16 protein-coding genes are annotated in these 18,706 nt (G+C 65.4%); 11 read left to right on the forward strand and 5 right to left on the reverse strand.

What is annotated here, in order from left to right:
* The first annotated feature begins 6 nt into the window (after nt 1-6).
* Nucleotides 7-1,113 carry a DUF3616 domain-containing protein gene (locus ACFVTM_RS04810; RefSeq protein WP_390202252.1) on the forward strand — a complete coding sequence of 369 codons (1,107 nt, stop codon included), beginning with the start codon at nt 7-9 and terminating at the stop codon, nt 1,111-1,113.
* Nucleotides 1,114-1,158: 45 nt separating this feature from the next.
* Here the strand turns inward: ACFVTM_RS04810 and ACFVTM_RS04815 are convergent, their stop codons facing one another.
* Nucleotides 1,159-1,902, reverse strand: a complete 744-nt coding sequence (locus ACFVTM_RS04815) for an alpha/beta fold hydrolase (RefSeq protein WP_390202253.1) — start codon at nt 1,900-1,902, stop codon at nt 1,159-1,161.
* A 302-nt stretch (nt 1,903-2,204) separates the two neighbouring features.
* Between ACFVTM_RS04815 and ACFVTM_RS04820 the strand changes: the two genes are divergently transcribed.
* The 3 genes from ACFVTM_RS04820 (at nt 2,205) to ACFVTM_RS04830 (ending at nt 4,821) form a co-directional block, all read left to right on the forward strand.
* The gene (locus ACFVTM_RS04820; RefSeq protein WP_390202254.1) at nt 2,205-2,990 is read left to right on the forward strand and encodes a hypothetical protein; all 786 of its coding nucleotides are present in this window, start codon (nt 2,205-2,207) and stop codon (nt 2,988-2,990) included.
* Between the two features lie 158 nt (nt 2,991-3,148).
* A complete protein-coding gene (locus ACFVTM_RS04825; protein WP_390202800.1) occupies nt 3,149-4,423 on the forward strand; it encodes an MFS transporter in 1,275 nt (424 codons plus the stop codon).
* Between the two features lie 95 nt (nt 4,424-4,518).
* Complete coding sequence (locus ACFVTM_RS04830) at nt 4,519-4,821, forward strand: hypothetical protein (RefSeq protein WP_390202255.1); 303 nt, start codon at nt 4,519-4,521, stop codon at nt 4,819-4,821.
* 38 nt (nt 4,822-4,859) lie between these two features.
* Here the strand turns inward: ACFVTM_RS04830 and ACFVTM_RS04835 are convergent, their stop codons facing one another.
* Together ACFVTM_RS04835 and ACFVTM_RS04840 are read right to left on the reverse strand one after the other, a co-directional pair.
* Nucleotides 4,860-5,147: a hypothetical protein gene (locus ACFVTM_RS04835; RefSeq protein ID WP_390202256.1), complete on the reverse strand. Its 288-nt coding sequence runs from the start codon at nt 5,145-5,147 to the stop codon at nt 4,860-4,862.
* Nucleotides 5,148-5,238: 91 nt separating this feature from the next.
* Complete coding sequence (locus tag ACFVTM_RS04840) at nt 5,239-7,380, reverse strand: PKD domain-containing protein (RefSeq protein ID WP_390202801.1); 2,142 nt, start codon at nt 7,378-7,380, stop codon at nt 5,239-5,241.
* Between the two features lie 203 nt (nt 7,381-7,583).
* Between ACFVTM_RS04840 and ACFVTM_RS04845 the strand changes: the two genes are divergently transcribed.
* The 5 genes from ACFVTM_RS04845 to lepB all read left to right on the forward strand — a co-directional run bounded on the left by ACFVTM_RS04845 (nt 7,584) and on the right by lepB (nt 13,374).
* Nucleotides 7,584-8,096 (forward strand): hypothetical protein, encoded by a 513-nt coding sequence (locus tag ACFVTM_RS04845; RefSeq protein WP_390202257.1) that lies wholly within the window; start codon nt 7,584-7,586, stop codon nt 8,094-8,096.
* A gap of 116 nt (nt 8,097-8,212) precedes the next feature.
* Nucleotides 8,213-9,799, forward strand: a complete 1,587-nt coding sequence (locus ACFVTM_RS04850) for a response regulator (RefSeq protein WP_390202258.1) — start codon at nt 8,213-8,215, stop codon at nt 9,797-9,799.
* A gap of 85 nt (nt 9,800-9,884) precedes the next feature.
* A complete protein-coding gene (locus ACFVTM_RS04855; protein WP_390202259.1) occupies nt 9,885-11,135 on the forward strand; it encodes a sensor histidine kinase in 1,251 nt (416 codons plus the stop codon).
* A 107-nt stretch (nt 11,136-11,242) separates the two neighbouring features.
* Entirely contained in the window at nt 11,243-12,853 is a 1,611-nt protein-coding gene (locus ACFVTM_RS04860; RefSeq protein WP_390202260.1) for a multicopper oxidase family protein, read from the forward strand.
* Nucleotides 12,850-13,374, forward strand: a complete 525-nt coding sequence (gene lepB, locus ACFVTM_RS04865) for a signal peptidase I (protein WP_390202261.1) — start codon at nt 12,850-12,852, stop codon at nt 13,372-13,374. The genes ACFVTM_RS04860 and lepB overlap by 4 nt, the downstream gene beginning before the upstream one ends.
* Before the next feature lie 9 nt (nt 13,375-13,383).
* Here lepB and ACFVTM_RS04870 read toward each other — a convergent pair whose 3' ends face one another.
* Both ACFVTM_RS04870 and ACFVTM_RS04875 read right to left on the reverse strand, forming a co-directional pair.
* A complete protein-coding gene (locus ACFVTM_RS04870; protein ID WP_390202262.1) occupies nt 13,384-15,078 on the reverse strand; it encodes an alkaline phosphatase D family protein in 1,695 nt (564 codons plus the stop codon).
* A 36-nt stretch (nt 15,079-15,114) separates the two neighbouring features.
* Complete coding sequence (locus ACFVTM_RS04875; RefSeq protein WP_390202263.1) at nt 15,115-15,882, reverse strand: potassium channel family protein; 768 nt, start codon at nt 15,880-15,882, stop codon at nt 15,115-15,117.
* Between the two features lie 180 nt (nt 15,883-16,062).
* Between ACFVTM_RS04875 and ACFVTM_RS04880 the strand changes: the two genes are divergently transcribed.
* Complete coding sequence (locus ACFVTM_RS04880; protein ID WP_390202264.1) at nt 16,063-16,965, forward strand: MIP/aquaporin family protein; 903 nt, start codon at nt 16,063-16,065, stop codon at nt 16,963-16,965.
* 164 nt (nt 16,966-17,129) lie between these two features.
* Nucleotides 17,130-18,704 (forward strand): APC family permease, encoded by a 1,575-nt coding sequence (locus ACFVTM_RS04885; RefSeq protein ID WP_390202265.1) that lies wholly within the window; start codon nt 17,130-17,132, stop codon nt 18,702-18,704.
* Nucleotides 18,705-18,706: the final 2 nt, after the last annotated feature.

Raw genomic sequence — 18,706 nt, forward strand, 5'->3', positions numbered from 1 at the left:
TCGGCGGTGAATGGATGGCCGCGGCCGGACGAGCCTTCCGGCGAAATCACCCTGGTACTCGATCAGCGCAGCACGCTCGGCAAGAAGGCCGAACTCCGCGATGGATTGTCCGCGATCGCCCGCGAGGGCAACCACCTCTGGGTCGCCAATGACGAGACCACCAGTGTCGAGCGGCTCACGCTTGAGAACGGCAACCAGGCGCGCGCGCATCGCAGCTTCGACCTCACCCAACTCCTGGAGCTGCCAGGGCCCAGGGGCGAGATCGACATCGAGGGCCTGGACGTCGAGAACAACACGCTGTGGCTGGTGGGATCGCACAGCTCGGCCCGGAAGCAGGTCAAGGGCAAAGCCGCCCCCGCCGAGGCGCAGAAATCCCTGGCCACTGTAGAGGTCAGCCAGCGCCGGCGGGTGTTGGCCCGGCTCTCGACCATGACCCTGGTCGATGCCGGTGGGACCCTCGACCCGGGCGGCAGCCCGCCGGGCCAGCGGCAGCGCGCCGGTGTACTCGGCCTCGGCCGAACCGAGGACCTCGTGGACCTCCTCGCCAATGACCCTCACCTTGGCGGTTTCATACAGGCCTCGGCGGCCGGCTCGCACCCGATCCCGGGCAAGGAAAACGGTATTGACTGCGAAGGCCTCGCCGTTGCCGGCGGCCGCGTTTTTGTCGGTCTGCGCGGGCCGGTGCTGCGCGGGTGGGCGGTGATCATTGAGCTCCAGGTCGGTGGCGGGCCGGGCATTGAGCCTCAGCCGATCGGTCCCGGGAATCGTCGCTACCGCAAGCACTTTCTCCGCCTGGACGGCTTGGGCGTGCGGGACCTCTGCCGGCACGGGGACGACCTGCTCGTCCTGGCGGGGCCCACCATGGAGCTCGACGGGCGTGCGGCCGTGTTCCGCTGGCGGGGCGCGCTGACGTCGCAAGCGGAGGCCGTCCTTGAAAAAGACCACCTGCATTGCGAATTTGATGCACCGTTCGGCAAGGGTGACGATCATGCCGAGGGGATCACCGTGCTCGACGACGGCCGGTCCGCCTTGGTCCTGTACGGGACTCCGGCCGGCAGGCGCAAGGCAGGACGGCACGGGATCAAGGCCGACGTCTTCCAACTGGGCAAGTAGCTCCCGTTTCGTATCGGAGCGGTCGCCTATTGCGCCGGTTTACTTTTATTCCCTGCTCACCTTTCCGAGCCAGGCCGTCAGGAGAGGAACGACGACGTCGCTGCGCATCGCGCCCAGGTGATCGAGCGCCGGGAGTACTTCCACGTCCCAACCGGCATCGATGAGTTCGCGCTCGTGGGCAGCCAGCGGCTCGCCGATTCGCACCGTCACGTCTCCCCAGCGGGGTCCGTAAACGATGTGATCGGCCGAGCCGGCGAACGCCAGCCGGGGCAGATCCGGGGCCACACCAACAGCTGAATCGTCGAAATCCTGGAGCGCTTCGTACAGCGTGACGAACTGGCGGGTCTGCGCTTCGCTGGTTCGTATTGCGGCGGAATCCCAGTCGCCTGGCTCGACGGGGAGGTCCGCCGCCGGCGCTTCCGAGGACTGCTGATGCCGGGCCTGCGCAGCCGCCGCGTGGGCCGCCTGCGTCACCGCCAGCATGCTTTTGTACGGGCCCTCGAGCGGCGGGAATCCACCCATGATGAGCGCCCAGAGCCGATTGGTTCGGATCGCCAGCTGTAAACCGCACAGGGCGAGCCAGGAATACCCGTAGTACCCAAACGTTTCGGCGTGTGCCGCGTCAGCGATGGCCAGGAAATCGGCGGCGACGTTTTCCGGGGTGAGGGTATGCGGCGCCGGGTGCGCCATCCGGTGCCCCTCATAGTCGGCGGCGACCACCCGACAGGACCGGGAGAGGGCCGACACCAGGTTGGGCCCAAGGTCAGGGTCCGCGCCCCAGTCGCGCATTGTCTGGGCTTCCGACTCGGAGTGAGGCGTCAAATTCGCAGGGATGAGAAGCGCCCGGCCATTACCGCTCACAAGGATTGGTATTGCCGTGCCGTCGTGCAAAACGGCCTCAGCCATGTCAGCCACCGGGATCCTCTTCCTGCTTGGTCCTAACTCCGGTGACCAAAGTCTGCCACCGGGACGCTCGCTCCGGAACGCCCGGCAGCAACTGCGCTGCGCCCCACCATCTCTAGCGCGAGCCGGCACAGGCGACGAGAATGGGCTCGTGCCCGCCCCGGTCGCGCCCCGAAGGAAGGACTTCCATGACGTTGTATCAGCCTGAACCGGTCGAAATCTCAACGAGGATGCGGCCAGGGGAGTGGACCGAGGAAAGCCTGGGGGCGCTGGTCGTGTCGTATCGCGAGAAGCTGTCGCATATGGGGGCGGCCGCCGCGGAGATCGACGTCGTAATTGATCACGACGACGGCGGCGGGGTGAGCGTGGTGGCGTCCTGGCGCAAGCCTGCAGTCGAGAAGGAGCAGACGGAGCCGGTGGGCGACACGGGGCTGGTGGCCATGAATCCCGATGCGGCGCCGCTGCAGCCACCGGCCGGCGTAGTCGACAAGAAATTGTTCGGACTTTACCTCTCGGATCATCTCGCGGGAGCCACGGCAGGGCAAGGCCGCATCGAGCGCATGGCAGGCGCCTTCACGGACACTCCCTTCCACGCTGAACTTGGCGCACTTGCCACCCAGATCCGGGAAGAGCGGGACTACGTGCGCGCACTCGTGCAGGACTTGGGCGTACCGCGGCGAACCCCGCGACGGGCCGCGGCATGGCTCGCGGAGCGGGCCGGACGGCTCAAACTCAATCGACGGGTGGTGAGCCGTTCGCCCATGACCCTGGTCCTGGAAACAGAGTTCATGCGCTCGGCGATCATTGGAAAACTGGGCCTGTGGCAGACGCTGCAAGACCTCGCCGGCGATCTGGGACTGGACAAATCCAGGTTCGACACACTGGCCACGAAGGCCCGCGAACAGCTCGCCACCCTGGATCAGATCCACGAGTATGCGCGCCGGCGGGGGTTCTACACGGACCGGGACAGCTGAGCCGCCGAGGTCGTGTGGCGTGGTTCTTCGCATGAGGCATAAAGCCTGACGTTTGCCTGGCGCGTAGTGGCGCGTACTGGCGCGTACTGGCGCGCGCCGGCGCCGGAGACGAGAATGGGCTCGTGGTTCCCCCTCGCCTTGGCGGGGGCGGCGACGTGATGAACGCCGCCGCCCGGAAGATCCAGCGCATCTATCTCACGTTGACGCTGGGCAATACCCTTGCGGCCTCGTTCATCTGGGGGATCAACACCCTCTTCCTGCTCGATGCCGGCCTCAGCAACCTCGAGGCGTTTGCCGCGAACGCCTTCTTCACAGCCGGTATGGTGCTCTTCGAGGTGCCCACAGGAGTGGTTGCCGACTCTTGGGGCCGCCGAGTCTCGTTCCTGCTTGGCACCCTGACCCTGGCCGGAGCGACTTACCTTTACTACCTGCTCTGGCAGTTTTCCGCCCCGTTCTGGATGTGGGCGGTAGTGTCGGTCCTGCTTGGACTGGGATTCACGTTTTTCTCTGGCGCGGTGGAGGCCTGGCTGGTGGACGCGTTGCGGTTCTCCGGGTATGAAGGCGGGATGGAGACGGTCCTCGGCCGCGGCCAGATGGTCTCCGGCGTCGCGATGCTGGCCGGCTCGGTGGCCGGCGGCGTGATCGCCCAGGCCACGACTCTGGGTGTGCCGTTTCTGATGCGCGTGGGCGTGCTGTTGGGCATGTTCGCCGTGGCTTTTGGGCTCATGCGCGACGTCGGATTCACGCCCCAACGCTCGACTCATCCTCTGCAGGCGACCCGTGCCGTACTGTCCGCCTCGATCGAGAACGGCTTGAAAAATCCACCTGTGCGTTACGTGATGCTGGCAGCGCCGTTCAGCGCCGGCGTCGGGATCTATGTGTTTTACGCCCTGCAACCGTACCTGCTCGAGCTGTTTGGGGACCCCCACGCATATTCCGTTGCGGGCCTCGCGGCGGCGATCGTGGCCGGAGCGCAGGTGCTCGGCGGCTGGCTGGCGCCCCGCGTCCGGAACCTCTTCCGCAAGCGCACCACCGTGATGATTCTGGCAAGCATTGTGGGCACAGTGATCCTGGTGGTGCTCGGGTTCATCCAAGTGTTCTGGGTGGCACTGGTGCTGCTGGCGCTCTGGGCCCTTGTTGCCTCGGCGGGCATCCCTGTGCGGCAGGCGTACTTGAACGACATGATCGCCTCGAAGCAACGGGCAACGGTGCTCAGCTTCGATTCGCTCATGGGCTCCAGCGGTGGCGTGGTGGTGCAGCCGCTGCTGGGCCGGGCAGCCGATATCTACGGCTACGCGGCGTCGCTGGCGATCGGCGGCGTGATCGAGCTGATCGCGGTGCCGTTCCTGCTGGCGAGCCGCCGGCAACGGCACCCTGCCGATCAGGCCAACGCCCCGACCAGCACGACCAACACCGGGTCCCAGCCGGCGTAAGGCGCCAACCGGATAACACTTCTGCCACGTGCCTTACTTGTCGGGGCCTTCCGGGCCTACAGTTGGGCGTGTAGACCGTCGACAGGAGCGCCTCAGTGATTACCCTGCAGATCGAACACCAGGTCCGGGACTTCGCCATGTGGCGGAGGGCCTTTGACAGTGATCCGCTGAACCGCGCGGCGTCGGGAGTCCGGTCATACCGGATCTCCCGTCCGCTTGACCAGCAGGACTATGTGATGCTGGAGATGGATTTCGATACGCAGGCGGCTGCCGTGGACTTCCTGGGACGGCTGCAGAACGATACGTGGAAAACGGGTGTGACGGCGCCGGCGCTGGTCGGCGAGCCGTCGACCCGAATCATCGAAACGGTCTCCATCGAGAACGTGGCCGCCCCCTGACGCATGCCTTCGGTTGAAGGTCTGATTCGACTGGGCCGTCACTTGCCGGGCCCGGGCAGCTCTGGCGGCGCCGCAACGTGCTCTTCGCGATCCCAAAGGTACTGCAGCAGGGCGGTTTCCGGATCCCAGGGATGCTCAGTGACGTGACCCCGCAGGCGGGCCCGGTGCTCTTCCAGTTCCGGTCCCGTGCTGTTGAGGAGGCCGTCGATGATTTCGAGGACCTGCAGCCGCAGGGACGTGCCGGCATATTCGTCGGAGGCAGGATCCGACGCGGTGTCGGCCGCGGCGTCGGCTGCGGTGTTGGGGCACGGTGCCTGCGGCGCCACACGTTGTCCGTGAGCGTGAGCGGATTGCTGGCCGAGGGCCCGGGAAGCGGCCGGCCTGACGGCCGCCCCCCGAGCTCCGGCTGCCGGATGGTTACTGGACACGGACGGCAAATCCGGTTGTGGTGCCGCCTAGAGGTGACTCAACGCTCACGCTCTGGCCCGCCCGGCCCACAACAGTCGATGTAACCCGGATGGCAAACGCCCCCGTGGCGTCCACTACGGCCGTACCCAGGACGGTTCCATCCAAACCACCGAGGTGCACTGTTACCGCCTGGCCGGCCGGGATGGAGCTGGTGCCGTCCACCCGCCATTCGCGCTTGCTGGCCGTGTACCGGGCGGAGGTAACCGCCACGGTGTCCGCCCGCGGTGTGACCGTCACCTGGGCCTCGCTTGAGGACCCGTCAGCGCTCCCCACCGTGAGCTTGAACGTCAGCGCACCTGAACCCGCAGGGTACTTGTAAAGCGGGAACGTAAACGCGGGACGGGCGGAACTGGCGCCGGTGAGGGTGACTATGGGATCACCCGCGCCCACAATCTGCGTCCACGAATAGGTGGCCGCGCCGGCCGAACCGCTGCCATCCAAAGTGACCTTGGCTCCGCGCTGCACGCCGAGTTGGTTTGGTCCGGCGTTTGCGGCCGCCTGAGCGGAGGCCAGGACCGTGACAGTGACAGTGGCGGTGCTTGGGCCGCCCGGTCCGTTGACCGTGAGGGAGAAGACGTAGTCTCCCGGCGCGGGTGCGGTGAAGCTTGGCCGGGCCGCGTTGGGATCGCTGAGGACAACTCCGGCAGGGCTGCTCCACGAGTAGGTGGACACCGGACCGCTGGAGGCGGACCCGTCCAGGTCCACCTTCTGGCCTTCGTGGACCGTTTGGTCCGCTCCGGCCTGGGCCGTCACCGGAATCGGAGCGCGGGCGCTGCCAGTCACCTCAACCGGCAACACCACTTCGCCCTTGGCGTCTGACTTTACGGTGACGGAAGCAGGAGGAGCCGCGAGGGGGCCGGACGTCAGGGAGCCCGTGGCCAGCTGGCCGAAACCGACGGCAGTCAGGATCCGCGCACCTGCGGTGTCACTGGACACCGCTTCGATCGACAGGACACCGCTGTCGGTGTTGAAGGTGGCCTTGCCGCTGACCCTGTCAACGACGTCGATCTTCTTGGCCGACGCCGGTACGTCGCTCGAGTTCGTGACAGTGACCGTGGCCGGCGGCTGGGGTCCGTCAAAAGCGATCCTGGCGAAGTACCTGCCGCCGGATCCATCCAACGCCGTGGTGCTGAAGGCCGCGCTGCCGGCAGAAGAGTCGGAGATCTGAATTGATTGAGGACCGGATTCGCTCGACGCGAAGACGTCCACCGTCCCGGAGCTGAGCGATGACCTGGAATACGTCGCCCGCTCTGCGGCAACACCGCTGTTGGTCGCCAGTTTGCCCTGCACCGTGAAGAGATCGGTTTCCACGCAGTCCGCCACCGGTCCCGGAACGGAAGGGCATGCATCCGTGGCGCCCGGATTGATGCCCGGACCCTCGATGCGGAAGATATTGGTCCCGTACGGGCTGCCGGTGATCTTGTGGGGGGTGGTGCCATCGCCGACGTACGTGTTCTTGCCGCTGGCGTCGGGCTTGAGGGCGGGATCGGTGGGGTAGGTATCCCAGGTCAGGAACGGCCCCACCCTTCCTCCCAAGGCGCCCGAGAAGTCTCCCTTTCCGCCGATGCCGATGTCTTCCGTGTCAAAGACGAGGCCCGGCTTCGACGTCCGGAGGGTCTTGGTGCCTGCCGGCGTGGTGAATTTGTAGTCCACGCCGTCCCTGACATTCGTGATTTTCAGGCGAAGACGGGCAAAAGTGACCTGATCGCCGTCGGCAACCGGTCCGCTGCCGAACGCCTGCTCCAGGGCGATCGCAGCGAGCGCCTTTCCACCGCCGGCCGTGTTCATCGTTGTGCTGGTCAGGGAGTAGAAGCCCTCATCCGGGTAGTTGTCGGGGAACGAAACGGGTGCGGCTTCATCGGGCAGCGGCCCGCGGGCCGGACACATCGGATCGGCCTGCGCGATGCACTTCTCCAGCCTGAGCCCGGTGTGGTCGCGGTACCAGACCGGGTAGCCGTCCGTCGGATCGACCGGGCCGACTTCCGCGAGTCCGGGACCGTTGACTCCCGGAGGGCCGACGGCGGCCGAGGCTAGGCCGGCCAGCGAGACCACCGCGAAAACTGTGAGCAGGAAACCAAGTATTCGTTTCATCACGATATCCATCCTGTGTTTTTCTCGCCCCTCCACCGTGGCGGGAGGAACACGGTGCGCCGGGAGGCGCACTTGTGAGCGTCACGGTATGGACGGGGACTTGTAACAAGCCTGTGATCAGGCGGACCTGCAACCGCGGGGCCGTGCCAGCACGCGAGGATTTCCAAGGGTTTCCCTAGGGCGTTCCGGGAAAGCTGGCCCACATGTCAAGGTCAGCTACGCTTCGGCGCGCGAAAATCCTCGTTCCGGCACTCCTGCTGGGTCTCGTTGCGGCCCTCGTCGCCAGCGTCGTCATGGCTGCACCGCGAAAACCTCCCGCCCCGTTGGGCGCCTCAGCCGGCATTACCGGGGGAGTGGCGCGCATTAACGGCGTCGTGCCGGTAGAGAACGACGGCGGGATGCCGGCCGCCGCCGCTGCCGCGCTCGCCAGTCCGCCCGCAGACGGGCTTCACCGGGTGCGCCTGCTCGTCGAGCTGACGGCGCTGGAAAAGGGCGGTCTAGCATATGATCCCGCTGAATACACCGTGTCAGGCCTCGGAACAGGGACGTGGCGGGCGCTGTGGTTTTCTCCCGGTCCCACGGACGTCCCGCGAGGGCAAAGCATCAACGCCACCCTCGTGTTCGAGCTTCCGGACCGGGCCGTCGACCTGACGCTGGAGTTGCCGGGCGGCCCGGGCCTGTCGCTGGGGGCGGCGCACCACCAGGGGCGCAGCTGACTACCTGTCGAAGACCCGCGGCACGCCCCGGAAAACGAGTAGCGGATACTCGTGTTCGACTCGCCCTCCATGGAAAAACTTGGGAGCACTACTTCCGTTTGAAATGCAGGTCTCAGATGCTCCCCACCCCGATGTATGAGAGTGCCGGTCCATCAGCAGCGACGGGGGACTTGCTGCCCCAGCCTGTCCTCGATGTCCGAATACTCGGTCCACTGTTGATCCGGCGCGGTGGCGAAGTCATCGAAGCCGGTGAGCTTGGCGGTCCCAAACCGCGCCAAATCCTTGAGATTCTCTTGCTCAATCTCGGCACCGCCGTATCAAAGGACCGCCTCATCGACGTGCTGTGGGCCGGGCAGCCACCGGCAGAGGCATTGCCGACGCTGGAAAGCTACATCAGCGTCCTGCGGCGCCACCTGCAGCCCGGCCAGGGCAAATCCGGTCCGTTGCGGACCGTCACGGGCGGGTATGTGATGGATTCGGCCCTCGTGGATCTCGACGTGCGCCGCTTTGATGACTTGCTGCACCGGGCATCGAGGTGCGAGCCCGTCGAGGCCTTGGAGCATTTGCAGGAAGCGTTGGACCTGGCAGCCGCGCCCTTGCTCGGGGACGAGCTGAAGGCATCCTGGGCCGAGGAAGAGCGGGACAACCATGAGCACCGGGTCGGTAGGGCCCGGGCGCAGGCCGCCGAATTGGCGCTGTCGCTGCACCAGCCCAAGCGCGCGGTCCACTGGGCCAGGGAGGCCCTGGCCGGCGATCCGCTCAACGAGAGTGCATGGCAGTCCCTCGTCCTGGGACTGGAGGAATCAGGGCAACCGCTCGAAGCGCTGCGGGCCTTCGAGCAATGCAGGCGCACCCTGCACCGGGAAATGGGGTGCGCCCCGGGCGATGCCCTGCGTGCCGCCCACGCCCGTCTCTTACGGCTGACCGGCGGAGCCGTAACCCCGAAAATTGACGCCGCCTCACCCGCGCCCGCAGCTTCTGCGGGCCGGGCCCCCGCTTCCGTCGTCCCGGACAGCATCCCAGTCGGCGAAGCAGGCGCCGCGGCCACCCTGCGGGTCCTGACCATCGATGACCACCGGACTTTCGCCGAACTGCTGACGGGCGCCCTGGACCGGGAGCCGGACCTTTGCAGTATTGGCTCGGCGGCTTCGGTCGATAGCGGCGTGCAGTTGTGTCGCGACCTGGAACCCGACGTCGTTGTCATGGACTACCACTTGCCCGACGGCGACGGGCTTTCCGCGGCGGCCAGAATTCTGGAACACAACCCGGACGCCCGGATCATCATGCTGACAGGCGACCCGTCCCAGGACGTCCTGCGACGGGCGGCGGCGATAGGAATCTGCGGGTTCCTCCCCAAGGACGGCTCGCTGGCCACCATGCTCGACACTCTCCGCCACGCCCGGGCCGGAAACATGGTGGTCCACCCCTCGTTGGTGGCGCGGATCGGGGCCACTCACTCCGCTGCCGCCGCGGTCCCCCCTGGGCCACCCCTAAGCCCCCGCGAGCTGGACGTGCTGCGGCTGATGTCTGAGGGCCATGAGGTGCGTGTGGTCGCCACCAACCTGGGCATCTCGATCCACACCTGCCGCGGCTACGTCAAAACCATCTTTTCCAAGCTGGGCTCGCACTCCCAAAGCGAAGCCATGGCCGAGGCCGAAGTCCGGGGCATCCTGCGCGAGAAGTCCGATGTCCAGGCCTTCTGAGGCTGAGGATGGCCCACCGCCGGAGGACTTTCCGGGCGGGGCTGAACGGTTCCCTGTCCGGACCGCCGTCGCGAAATTCCTCCTGATGGGATTTCTCGCCCTGCTGATCGTGGCGACCCCCGTGGCGTTCTGGATCCGGGCCGAGGCAGAGCGGCACGCCCTGGACAACGCCCTCCTCCTCACTCAACGCGTGGCGGACCTGGCCATCAAACCACTGGTGAACGAGGCGTTGCTCGCCGGGGACGCGGCAGCGCTGGACGCACTGGACAAGGCCCTGGAGCCATGGCGCAAGGACGCCGCGGTGCTGCGCATCAAAGTGTGGGACAGCAGTGGCCGCGTGGTCTATTCGGACGTTCGCTCGCTGGTTGGACAACACTTCGACTTGCCGGACTGGGGCCGCGATCTCTTGGCCGGGGGGCCGGGGACTGCTTCCCTGGAAAGCCAGCAGGAACTGGAGAACGAGTACGAGCTGGCCGCGGGGGAACTTGTGGAGGTCTACGTCAGCTCCGCGGCCACCGACGGTACGCCACTGATCTTTGAGGCCTATTACGACGACGACCCGGTCCGGGCCGAGCAGCAGGAAGTCCTGTACAGCATGATCCCGCCTCTTCTGCTCGCCCTGGCGGCACTGCAGCTCGCGCAGCTGCCTCCCGCCATCCGGCTGGCCCGCGGAATCCAGGACCATCAGGTGAGCCGGAACCGTCTGCTGAGGCGCGCTGTTGAGGCCTCCGACCTGGAGCGGCGCAGGATCGCCCGGGACCTGCACGATGAGGTGATCCAGGACCTCTCGGGGCTGGGCTATGCCCTTGAATCAGAAGAGCTCCACGGACCACCGGAGCAGCGGCCGGTGCTGGGCGGGGCCCGGACCATACTGCAGCAGAGCGTCCGCGCCCTGCGGGCCATGACGCAAGAGCTGTATCCGCCCGATCTTGAACAACTGGGGCTCAGGACGTCCCTGGAACGCCTCGCCGAGCCGCACCAGGAACGCGGCATCACTGTGCACCTGCTGATCCCTCACGATGTCCCGCTCGGCCGGGGTTCGTCCGCGCTGTTGTACCGCGTGGCCCGGGAAGCACTCTCAAACTGTGCAAAGCACTCCGGTGCCACCGCGGTGGTGCTCTCACTGCGGACAGATCAACACGGTTCGGAAATAAGCATCTCGGACAACGGTCAGGGCTTCGACAAATCCCTAGGGGCCGCCGACGGCCATCTTGGCCTTCGGATACTCCAGGACACCATCCGTGAGGCGGGCGGCGCATTGGAAATTCTCAGCGTCCCGGGCGCGGGCACCACAGTGACGGCGCGGTTGCAATCGCGTCTTGCGGCGGCCCGCTGAGTCGCAGGCGGTAGCTCAGGCTTCTCCCAAGGTTTGGGAATCTGCCGCAGGCTATCTCCAAGCCCGGTCCGGCAAGGTCTGGTATCCGAACAAAAAGGAGACCGGCTATGTCCATGTCACGACGTCAGGTTTTGTTGATCGGGGGCCTGGGTGTTCTCGGAGCCGGGGGCGCCATGCTGCCCACGGGTTCGGTCGAAGCCAAGTCGGCCAGCCGCATCAGTTCCAACGAGATGCCGAAGCCCTTCCAGGCGGCCTTTGTCCAGGCGCCGGTTCTTCAGCCCTACGCCACCGGAACCGACGCCGCGGACGGCCGGCCCGTGAATTATTACAAGCTGACAGAGAGGGCCGCCATGGCCAACATCCTTCCCCGGCTGGGCACTCCCATCCTGGGATACAACGGCTTGTTCCCCGGACCGACCATCAGCCTGGAGCAGGGCACGAAAGCCGTATTGAGGATTCGAAACCAGCTCCCGCCTGAGCATGCGCTGGACGGTCACGCCCTGTCCACGTCCACCCACCTGCACGGTTCTGCTTCGAAACCGCAATTCGATGGGTACGCCAGCGACATCACGCATCCGGGGTTCTACAAGGACTACCACTACCCCAATTTCCAGCCGGCCCGCACGCTCTGGTACCACGACCACGGCGTCCACTTCACGGCCCTGAACGCCTATTCAGGGCTCGCCGCCCAGTACCACCTGCACGATCCCGTGGAACGGCAGCTCCTCCCGCAGGGCAACTTCGACGTGGCCTTGACGATCAGTGATGCCATGTTCGCCGCGGACGGGTCCCTGGGCTATGACGACAACAGCCACTCCGGATTGTGGGGGGACGTGATCCTGGTCAACGGGAGGCCCTGGCCGGTCATGAAGGTGCAGAAACGTGTCTACCGTTTCCGGATCCTGAACTGTTCCATCTCCCGTTCCTTGCGGCCCACGCTCAGTACCGGTGACCCAGTGGTGGTGGTGGGTACCGACGGCGGCCTGGTCCCTGTGACGCAGTCCGTGGTCAGCTGGCGCCATGGTGGAGCCGAGCGATACGAGGTCCTCGTCGACTTCCGGAAATACAAGGCCGGCCAACGGATTGAACTGCGCAACCTGTCCAATAAGAACAACGTGGACTACGACTTCACCAACAAGATCATGGCCTTCGACGTCACGGACGAGCCGGTGGACACCTCGGACCCCACCTGGAACCGGATCCCCACCACGCTCGCCAACAGCGAGGCCATGTCGCTGCTGCCGGGGCAATCCGTGAAGACGCGCAAATTCCGGGTCAAACGGAACGATTCCACCAACATGTGGACCATCAATGACGACAGCTGGCAGGACGTGATCGCCAGCGGATACAAGAAAGTCATCGCCGACCCCGACCTCAACTCCGTGGAAATCTGGGAGATCGAGAACAAGTCCAGCGGCTGGTTCCATCCCCTCCACATCCACCTTGTGGACTTCCAGATCCTCAGCCGCAACGGGGCGCCGCCCCTGGCTCACGAGCGCGGCCCCAAGGACGTTGTGTACGTCGGCGAGGGCGAGACCGTCCGGCTACTCATGAAGTTCACCCCGAACACGGGCCTGTACATGATGCACTGCCACAACCTGCCGCACGAGGACCACGACATGATGGCGCAGTTCCGGGTGGGCCTGAAGGAAACCGACTGGGACGCGGATGACCCCATGACGGCGGCCAAGGCTGCCTGGGACGATGATCCGTCATGAACGTGGTGGACCAGGCCGGCCGTGTCGGCCGGTCGCGGCGCCGGCTCCTTGTCGCGGCCTTAATCCCGGTCGTGGCGGTGCTCGCCATCCGCACCTTGCTCGTTGAACCTGTGACCGTTTCCTCGGACAGCATGGCTCCAACGATTCCCCCCGGCGCCGTCGTGTTCCTGTTCAAGCCGGCAGTAGCTGCCGGGTGGATCCGCAATGGCGTCGTGGTCGCGTTCGCCAGCCCGGCCGATGGCCGGACGGCGATCAAGCGCGTCATTGCGGGAGCCGGTCAAAGGGTGGCCATCCGGGACTCGGAGCTGTTCGTCGACGACGTTGCCGTCGCCGAGCCATTCATCGACCACAGCCGGATAGACGGGACCTACTTCGGGCCCGAGACGGTGCCGGCCGGCAGCGTCTTCGTCCTGGGGGACAACCGCGGCGTGTCAATAGATTCCAGGGACTTCGGAGCAGTGCCGTTGACGGCTATCCAAGGCACCCTGGTCCAGGGCACACTGCTGACCGGCCAGAAGTAGAGGCCGCTGTCATTTGGGTCTGCGATGCCCTTGGCTGGGGTCCTCGGTACCCCGCGGAGCCAGCGTCAGGGAAGCGACCAGTTCCAGCCGGGGATGCAGGTGGTCGCCGCCATTCACGACGCCGGTCTGCCACCATAGATTCAGCCCGTCCGGCACCACTTCCAGGCAGGCCAGGTTGTTCTGGAACCACGGCCCTTTGACGCCGGACCAGTGAAACGGCGGGTCCTGGACCTTTGCCGAGCGGGCCACCAAGGCCCCTACCGGCGCGGCCAGCCCGTAGGACATGATGGCGGCGAAGGACCGCATGAACCGGGGCAGCGGGTTGCGGACGGGGGAGCAGACCGCCTGCACGATCCGGCTGCCCGTGGCGCGCTCCACTTCCGCAACGTAGGAGTAGTGGACGTCGCCGGAGAGGAAAGTGATTGTTTCCGGCGCCGGGCCGCGTTTGCCGTCGGCGACCTCGCTTGCCATGGCCGCCATTTCCCGGAAGCTGGCCTGGAATGCGCCCCAGTGTTCAAGATCCAGCATCTGGCGCAGCTTCTCGCCGGCCCGGGCGGCACGCTTTCCCCACGCACCTTCGGAGACCGCCTCATCCCACGATTCGACATAGTGCAGGCCCATCGGCAGCAGGAAAGGCAGCGACGTCGCCACCAGCAGGTGGCGGAACCCGCCGCGCATTTGGCCATCAAGCCAGGCCATTTCGTCCGCGTCAACCAAGGCCCGGCGCTCCGGCGCCAGGTCCCGGGCTGCACGGGAGTCCACCACGATCAGCCGGGTGTCCCCGAAATCCCGGCAGTAGCTCCACCGGTAGGATTTCGGGTCCTGATCAGCCCGCTCCGCGAAGCTGTCAAGCTCCGTGCCGACGTCGATCTCATCCCCGCCTTCATGGCGGACGATCCGCTGCCACACAGCATCCTCCGCCCGTTCCCGCGGCGACAGGTTTCCCAGATGCTGGTAGACCCAGTAGGAGGCCAGCCCCGCGACAATCCGCTCATGCCACCACGTGGTTGCTTCCATCTTCTTCTTCCAGCTCAGCGAGGTGTTCCAGTCATCGCGGATGTCATGGTCATCGAAGATCATGGCGCTGGGCAGGGTGGACAGCAGCCATCTGTTCGCGGGGTCTGACCAGGCCAGATAGTAAAGCTGGGCGTACTCCTCGTAGTCCTTGAGCTCCTCGCCGGGGGGTTCCTCGATGTCGCGTCGGGCGCGGATGAACTCCTGCATCTGCTCGCTGGTCAAGTCTGCGTACACCTGGTCCCCGACGAACGCCACCAGATCCGGCCACCGCACGTCACCGCCGGCAGCCATCCTCAATGCGTAGGCACGCAGGGAGTCGACGCCGTGGGTCCGGTTACCGGACGCGTCGTGCGGGACGCTGGTCCTGCAGGAGCCATATGCCATCCGTAGCGGCTTGCCGGTGGCCAGAGTGGCGATCATGGACGGAGGGAACCCGGACGAAGGGTCTGGCCAGACCTGTGATCCGTCGATATCGACGGCGTAAGGCGTGACCGTTCCAGCCTCCAGCCCGTCCAATTCCACCAGTGCGTAGTGGTGACCGTGGACTGCGAAGGTGCGGGCGGCCCAGTCCCTGGCGCCGGCACGGATAGAAACCCGGGCAGCGGATCGGGTCTCCACCCAGACACTGGCCGATGATTCATCCACGTACCGCACCATGGGGCCGAGCACCAAGGGAGAGGTGGCCATGACTCAGTTGTACCCGTTCCCGCGGGAAGCGGCCATCTATCGTGGCTCCTTGCGTTCTTCTTCGGCAGGGCCACGGTCGGATTCACCCAGGCCTCGTGCCAGCTGCTCATGGAGCCTGTTGATCTGGGCCGTGAGGCGGGCAAGTTCCTCGCTGCCGATCTGATCGTCGGGCTTCTTCCGGGCAAGGGTTGCGGCGGTCACGCTTTCAACAAGCCAGGAGGACACGGCCGCCGTGACCATGCTCAGCACTGCAAACCCGCTGATCATCAGCGCGGCCGCAGCCCACCGGCCAGGAGCGGTAACGGGGTAGTAGTCGCCATAACCGATCGTCGTGATGGTGACGATCGCCCACCACAATGAGTCGCCCATGGTGGTGATATTCGCGTTAGGAGCGCTCTTTTCGAAATGGAGGACGCTCACGGCCACTGTGTAGATCAGCAGGATGGCGGAGACCATGACGTAGGCCATGACGCGGGTCCGGATGGCAGTGCCCGGGGCCCGTTCCATGACCCGACGCAAGGTGAATGGGCGAAGGAGCCGCAGCGGCCGCGCCACCGGGAGCACCACCATGAGCAGATCCAAAGGATGGCGGACGAACCATCGGCCCCGATGGGGAGCCAGGAGCAACTTCACGATGTAGTCGATGCCGAAGGCAATCCACGTCGACCCCATGACGAATGCCAGAGCGGCGGCATAGGGTTCCGGTGGTTCGGCAATGACCAGGACGGAATAGGCGGCCAGAAAGATAAAAGCCGCAGCGACGAGGGGCCACTCGGAGTACTTTTGCCAGGTTTCTTGCCTCATGGCTGAATGCTAGGACTTTGCCCTGCGGATGTCCCCACGAATCTTCATCGGCGCCACCGCCTGCGCCATCCGCCCAGCGCTGACAACCATCTCTGGCAGCGGTACATTGAGGATCTCAGGTGCCGGCCTGCTCTGGGCGCGGCACGATCACGATGCCAGCGTCGGCGGAGGTGACGAGCCATGGCGGAAAATCAGGGACAAGACGGAATCGGACGCGTGGGTGCGCGTGAGAACCGGGCGCAAGACCACAATCTCGCCAGCGAACTGGGGGTCCTCGAGCAGAACATCCTGCAGCGGATCCAGGATTTTGATGATCCCCGCCAGGAATGGCGGCGGCTGTTCTCGGAGTTGTACGGCACATTTCTGCTCGTCATTGTCGCGGCCGGCGGCGGGATGATGAGCCAGGCCTTCCCGGGGGTTATCAGCCGCACGGCGGCCGTGGTGGCCCCGGGCCTCATGGTGATGGGGATCATCCTGTTCATGGGCAAGATCTCGGGCGCCCATCTGAACCCTGCGGTCAGCATCGCGTTCGCCCTCCGTGGCGACTTCCCGTGGCGCCGGGTGCCGGGCTACATCGTTGTCCAGCTCACCGGGGCGACGCTTGCCTGCCTGTTGCTGCAAGCAGTGATCGGTGTTTCCGCCACCTACGGTTCAAACTATCCGGCGGCGGACTATTCGGCCGGCGCCGCGTACCTGATGGAGGCGTTGCTGACACTGGTGCTGGTCAGCGTGATCCTGGGCACCGCCTCCGGAGCCCAGAATGTCGGGCTGTTCGGGGCGTTCGGGGTAGGCGCGTACATTGCCCTGGCGGGCCTGTGGGGCAGCCCCATCTCCGGTACGTCGATGAATCCCGCCCGGACGTTCGGGCCTGATCTGGCTGGCGGCAACTTCAGCGACTACTGGGTGTATGTGGCCGGTCCACTCACCGGCGCAGTGGTCGCCGTCGGTATCGCCTTTGTCTTGCGCGGCGCGGGCGGCGGAAGGTCGGGTTCCGGCGCGGCGCAGGGAGCCCTCTTCACGGAGACCACCAAGGACGAGACCACTGAAGAAAAGACAGTGACCGCCAAGGAAAAAGAAGCATAGGGCTCCGCCCGACCACACTCTCCTAAACCGATCAATCCACGCCCTTGCGGTAAATCTGCAGACGCTGGATTATTTGCATTAGTTACCCATCGGGTCTCCCGCTTTTCGTTGGGCAAAGGGATACCGCTTTACCGGCGCTGCCGGTTCCTCGGTTGGGAGACAAGATGGCAAGCACTGTTCATTCCGGAACCAAAGATGTCGGAAGCAAGGGACTGAAAGGCAGTGCGCTCGGTCTCGTATCGAGTGTCGTCGTGGGTGTCGCATCGACGGCCCCGGCCTACAGCCTTGCGGCGAGCTTGGGATTCATCGTCGTCGGCGGCACCATCTTCGCAGGTGTCAAGGCACCCGGAATCGTCCTTCTCGCCTTCATCCCGATGTACCTCATCGCCGTCGCCTACCAGGAGCTGAACAAGGCGGAGCCTGACTGCGGAACAACGTTTACGTGGGCGTCCCGAGCGTTTGGTCCGGTCACCGGGTGGATGGGTGGCTGGGGGATTGTCATCGCCGACATTGTCGTCATGGCCAACCTGGCCCAGATCGCTGGCGCGTATTCGTTCATTTTTGTCGGCGGATTCGGGCTCCCCGAAGTCGCGGCGCTGGCGGGCAACGTCGTCGCGACAACGATTGCCGGCCTGGCGTGGATCGCGATAATGACCTGGATCTGCTACCGGGGCATCGAGCTCACAGCTCACGTGCAGTACGTTTTGCTCTCGTTTGAAATCGCAATCCTGATTTTCTTTGCGGGGTTCGCACTCGTCAAGGTGTATTCGGGAACCGCCGAGCCGTACTCCCTCATCCCGCAGTTGGACTGGTTCAATCCGTTCACACTCGACTTTGGCGAGACAATTGCCCCGGCAATGCTGACTGCGATCTTCATTTACTGGGGCTGGGACACCGCCGTCTCGGTGAATGAGGAGACGAAGAACCCTGACAAGACCCCAGGGCGGGCGGCCATCATCAGCACGGTTCTCCTGCTGGCCACCTACGCGATCGTGACCGTCGCCGCGGTGGCCTTTGCCGGCGTCGGCGAATCGGGAATCGGACTGGCAAACCCGGAAAACTCCGCCGACGTATTCTCCGCCATCGGACCCACACTGTTCGGCGAGGGCCCGGTTGGATCGATCCTCATGACGCTGCTCGGATTCTCCATCCTGACGTCGGCGTCGGCCTCGACGCAAACCACCATCCTTCCGACAGCACGCACTACGCTCTCGATGGCGGTCTACAAGGCGATCCCGGACAAGTTCGCCCGAATTCACCCGAAGTTCCTCACGCCCACCTGGTCCACCATCGGCATGGGCCTCGCCTCCGCGTTCTTCTACCTCGTTTTCACGCTCATCAGCCCGGCCCTGCTTCTCGCCCTGATCGGGTCGATCGGGCTGATGATCGCGTTCTACTACGGACTGACCGGCCTCGCCTGCGCCTGGTTCTATCGCAAGACACTCACGTCGTCGTTCCGGAACCTCGTCATGCGCGGACTGTTCCCCTTGGCCGGGAGCCTCATGCTGGCAGCCGTATTCGTCTACGGCCTGGCCAACTTCGCCCAGCCCGATTGGTTGCAAGACGCAGAGGGCAACAACGTGACGATCTTCGGCATCGGTGCCGAGGCAGTGGTGGGCGTCGGCGGACTGCTGATCGGGGCCGTGCTGATGGGTATCTGGTGGATCCGGAATCCGGAATTCTTCCGCGGTCACACACTGCCCCGAAGTGTGGACGAGAATGAGGCCCGCCGCCAATGATT

It is taken from the genome of Arthrobacter sp. NPDC058130, assembly GCF_042884475.1.
In the GTDB taxonomy this organism is placed as follows: Bacteria; Actinomycetota; Actinomycetes; order Actinomycetales; family Micrococcaceae; genus Arthrobacter.

Excerpts from the sequence above, each read along its gene's own strand:
- ACFVTM_RS04870 (WP_390202262.1), bottom strand. The coding sequence starts at position 15,078 with ATGGCCACCTCTCCCTTGGTGCTCGGCCCCATGGTGCGGTACGTGGAT.
- ACFVTM_RS04885 (WP_390202265.1), top strand. The coding sequence starts at position 17,130 with ATGGCAAGCACTGTTCATTCCGGAACCAAAGATGTCGGAAGCAAGGGA.
- ACFVTM_RS04880 (WP_390202264.1), top strand. The coding sequence starts at position 16,063 with ATGGCGGAAAATCAGGGACAAGACGGAATCGGACGCGTGGGTGCGCGT.
- ACFVTM_RS04840 (WP_390202801.1), bottom strand. The coding sequence starts at position 7,380 with ATGAAACGAATACTTGGTTTCCTGCTCACAGTTTTCGCGGTGGTCTCG.
- ACFVTM_RS04845 (WP_390202257.1), top strand. The coding sequence starts at position 7,584 with ATGTCAAGGTCAGCTACGCTTCGGCGCGCGAAAATCCTCGTTCCGGCA.
- ACFVTM_RS04850 (WP_390202258.1), top strand. The coding sequence starts at position 8,213 with ATGCTCCCCACCCCGATGTATGAGAGTGCCGGTCCATCAGCAGCGACG.
- ACFVTM_RS04855 (WP_390202259.1), top strand. The coding sequence starts at position 9,885 with ATGGGATTTCTCGCCCTGCTGATCGTGGCGACCCCCGTGGCGTTCTGG.
- ACFVTM_RS04815 (WP_390202253.1), bottom strand. The coding sequence starts at position 1,902 with ATGCGCGACTGGGGCGCGGACCCTGACCTTGGGCCCAACCTGGTGTCG.
- ACFVTM_RS04860 (WP_390202260.1), top strand. The coding sequence starts at position 11,243 with ATGTCCATGTCACGACGTCAGGTTTTGTTGATCGGGGGCCTGGGTGTT.
- ACFVTM_RS04875 (WP_390202263.1), bottom strand. The coding sequence starts at position 15,882 with ATGAGGCAAGAAACCTGGCAAAAGTACTCCGAGTGGCCCCTCGTCGCT.
- ACFVTM_RS04825 (WP_390202800.1), top strand. The coding sequence starts at position 3,149 with ATGAACGCCGCCGCCCGGAAGATCCAGCGCATCTATCTCACGTTGACG.
- ACFVTM_RS04820 (WP_390202254.1), top strand. The coding sequence starts at position 2,205 with ATGACGTTGTATCAGCCTGAACCGGTCGAAATCTCAACGAGGATGCGG.
- lepB (WP_390202261.1), top strand. The coding sequence starts at position 12,850 with ATGAACGTGGTGGACCAGGCCGGCCGTGTCGGCCGGTCGCGGCGCCGG.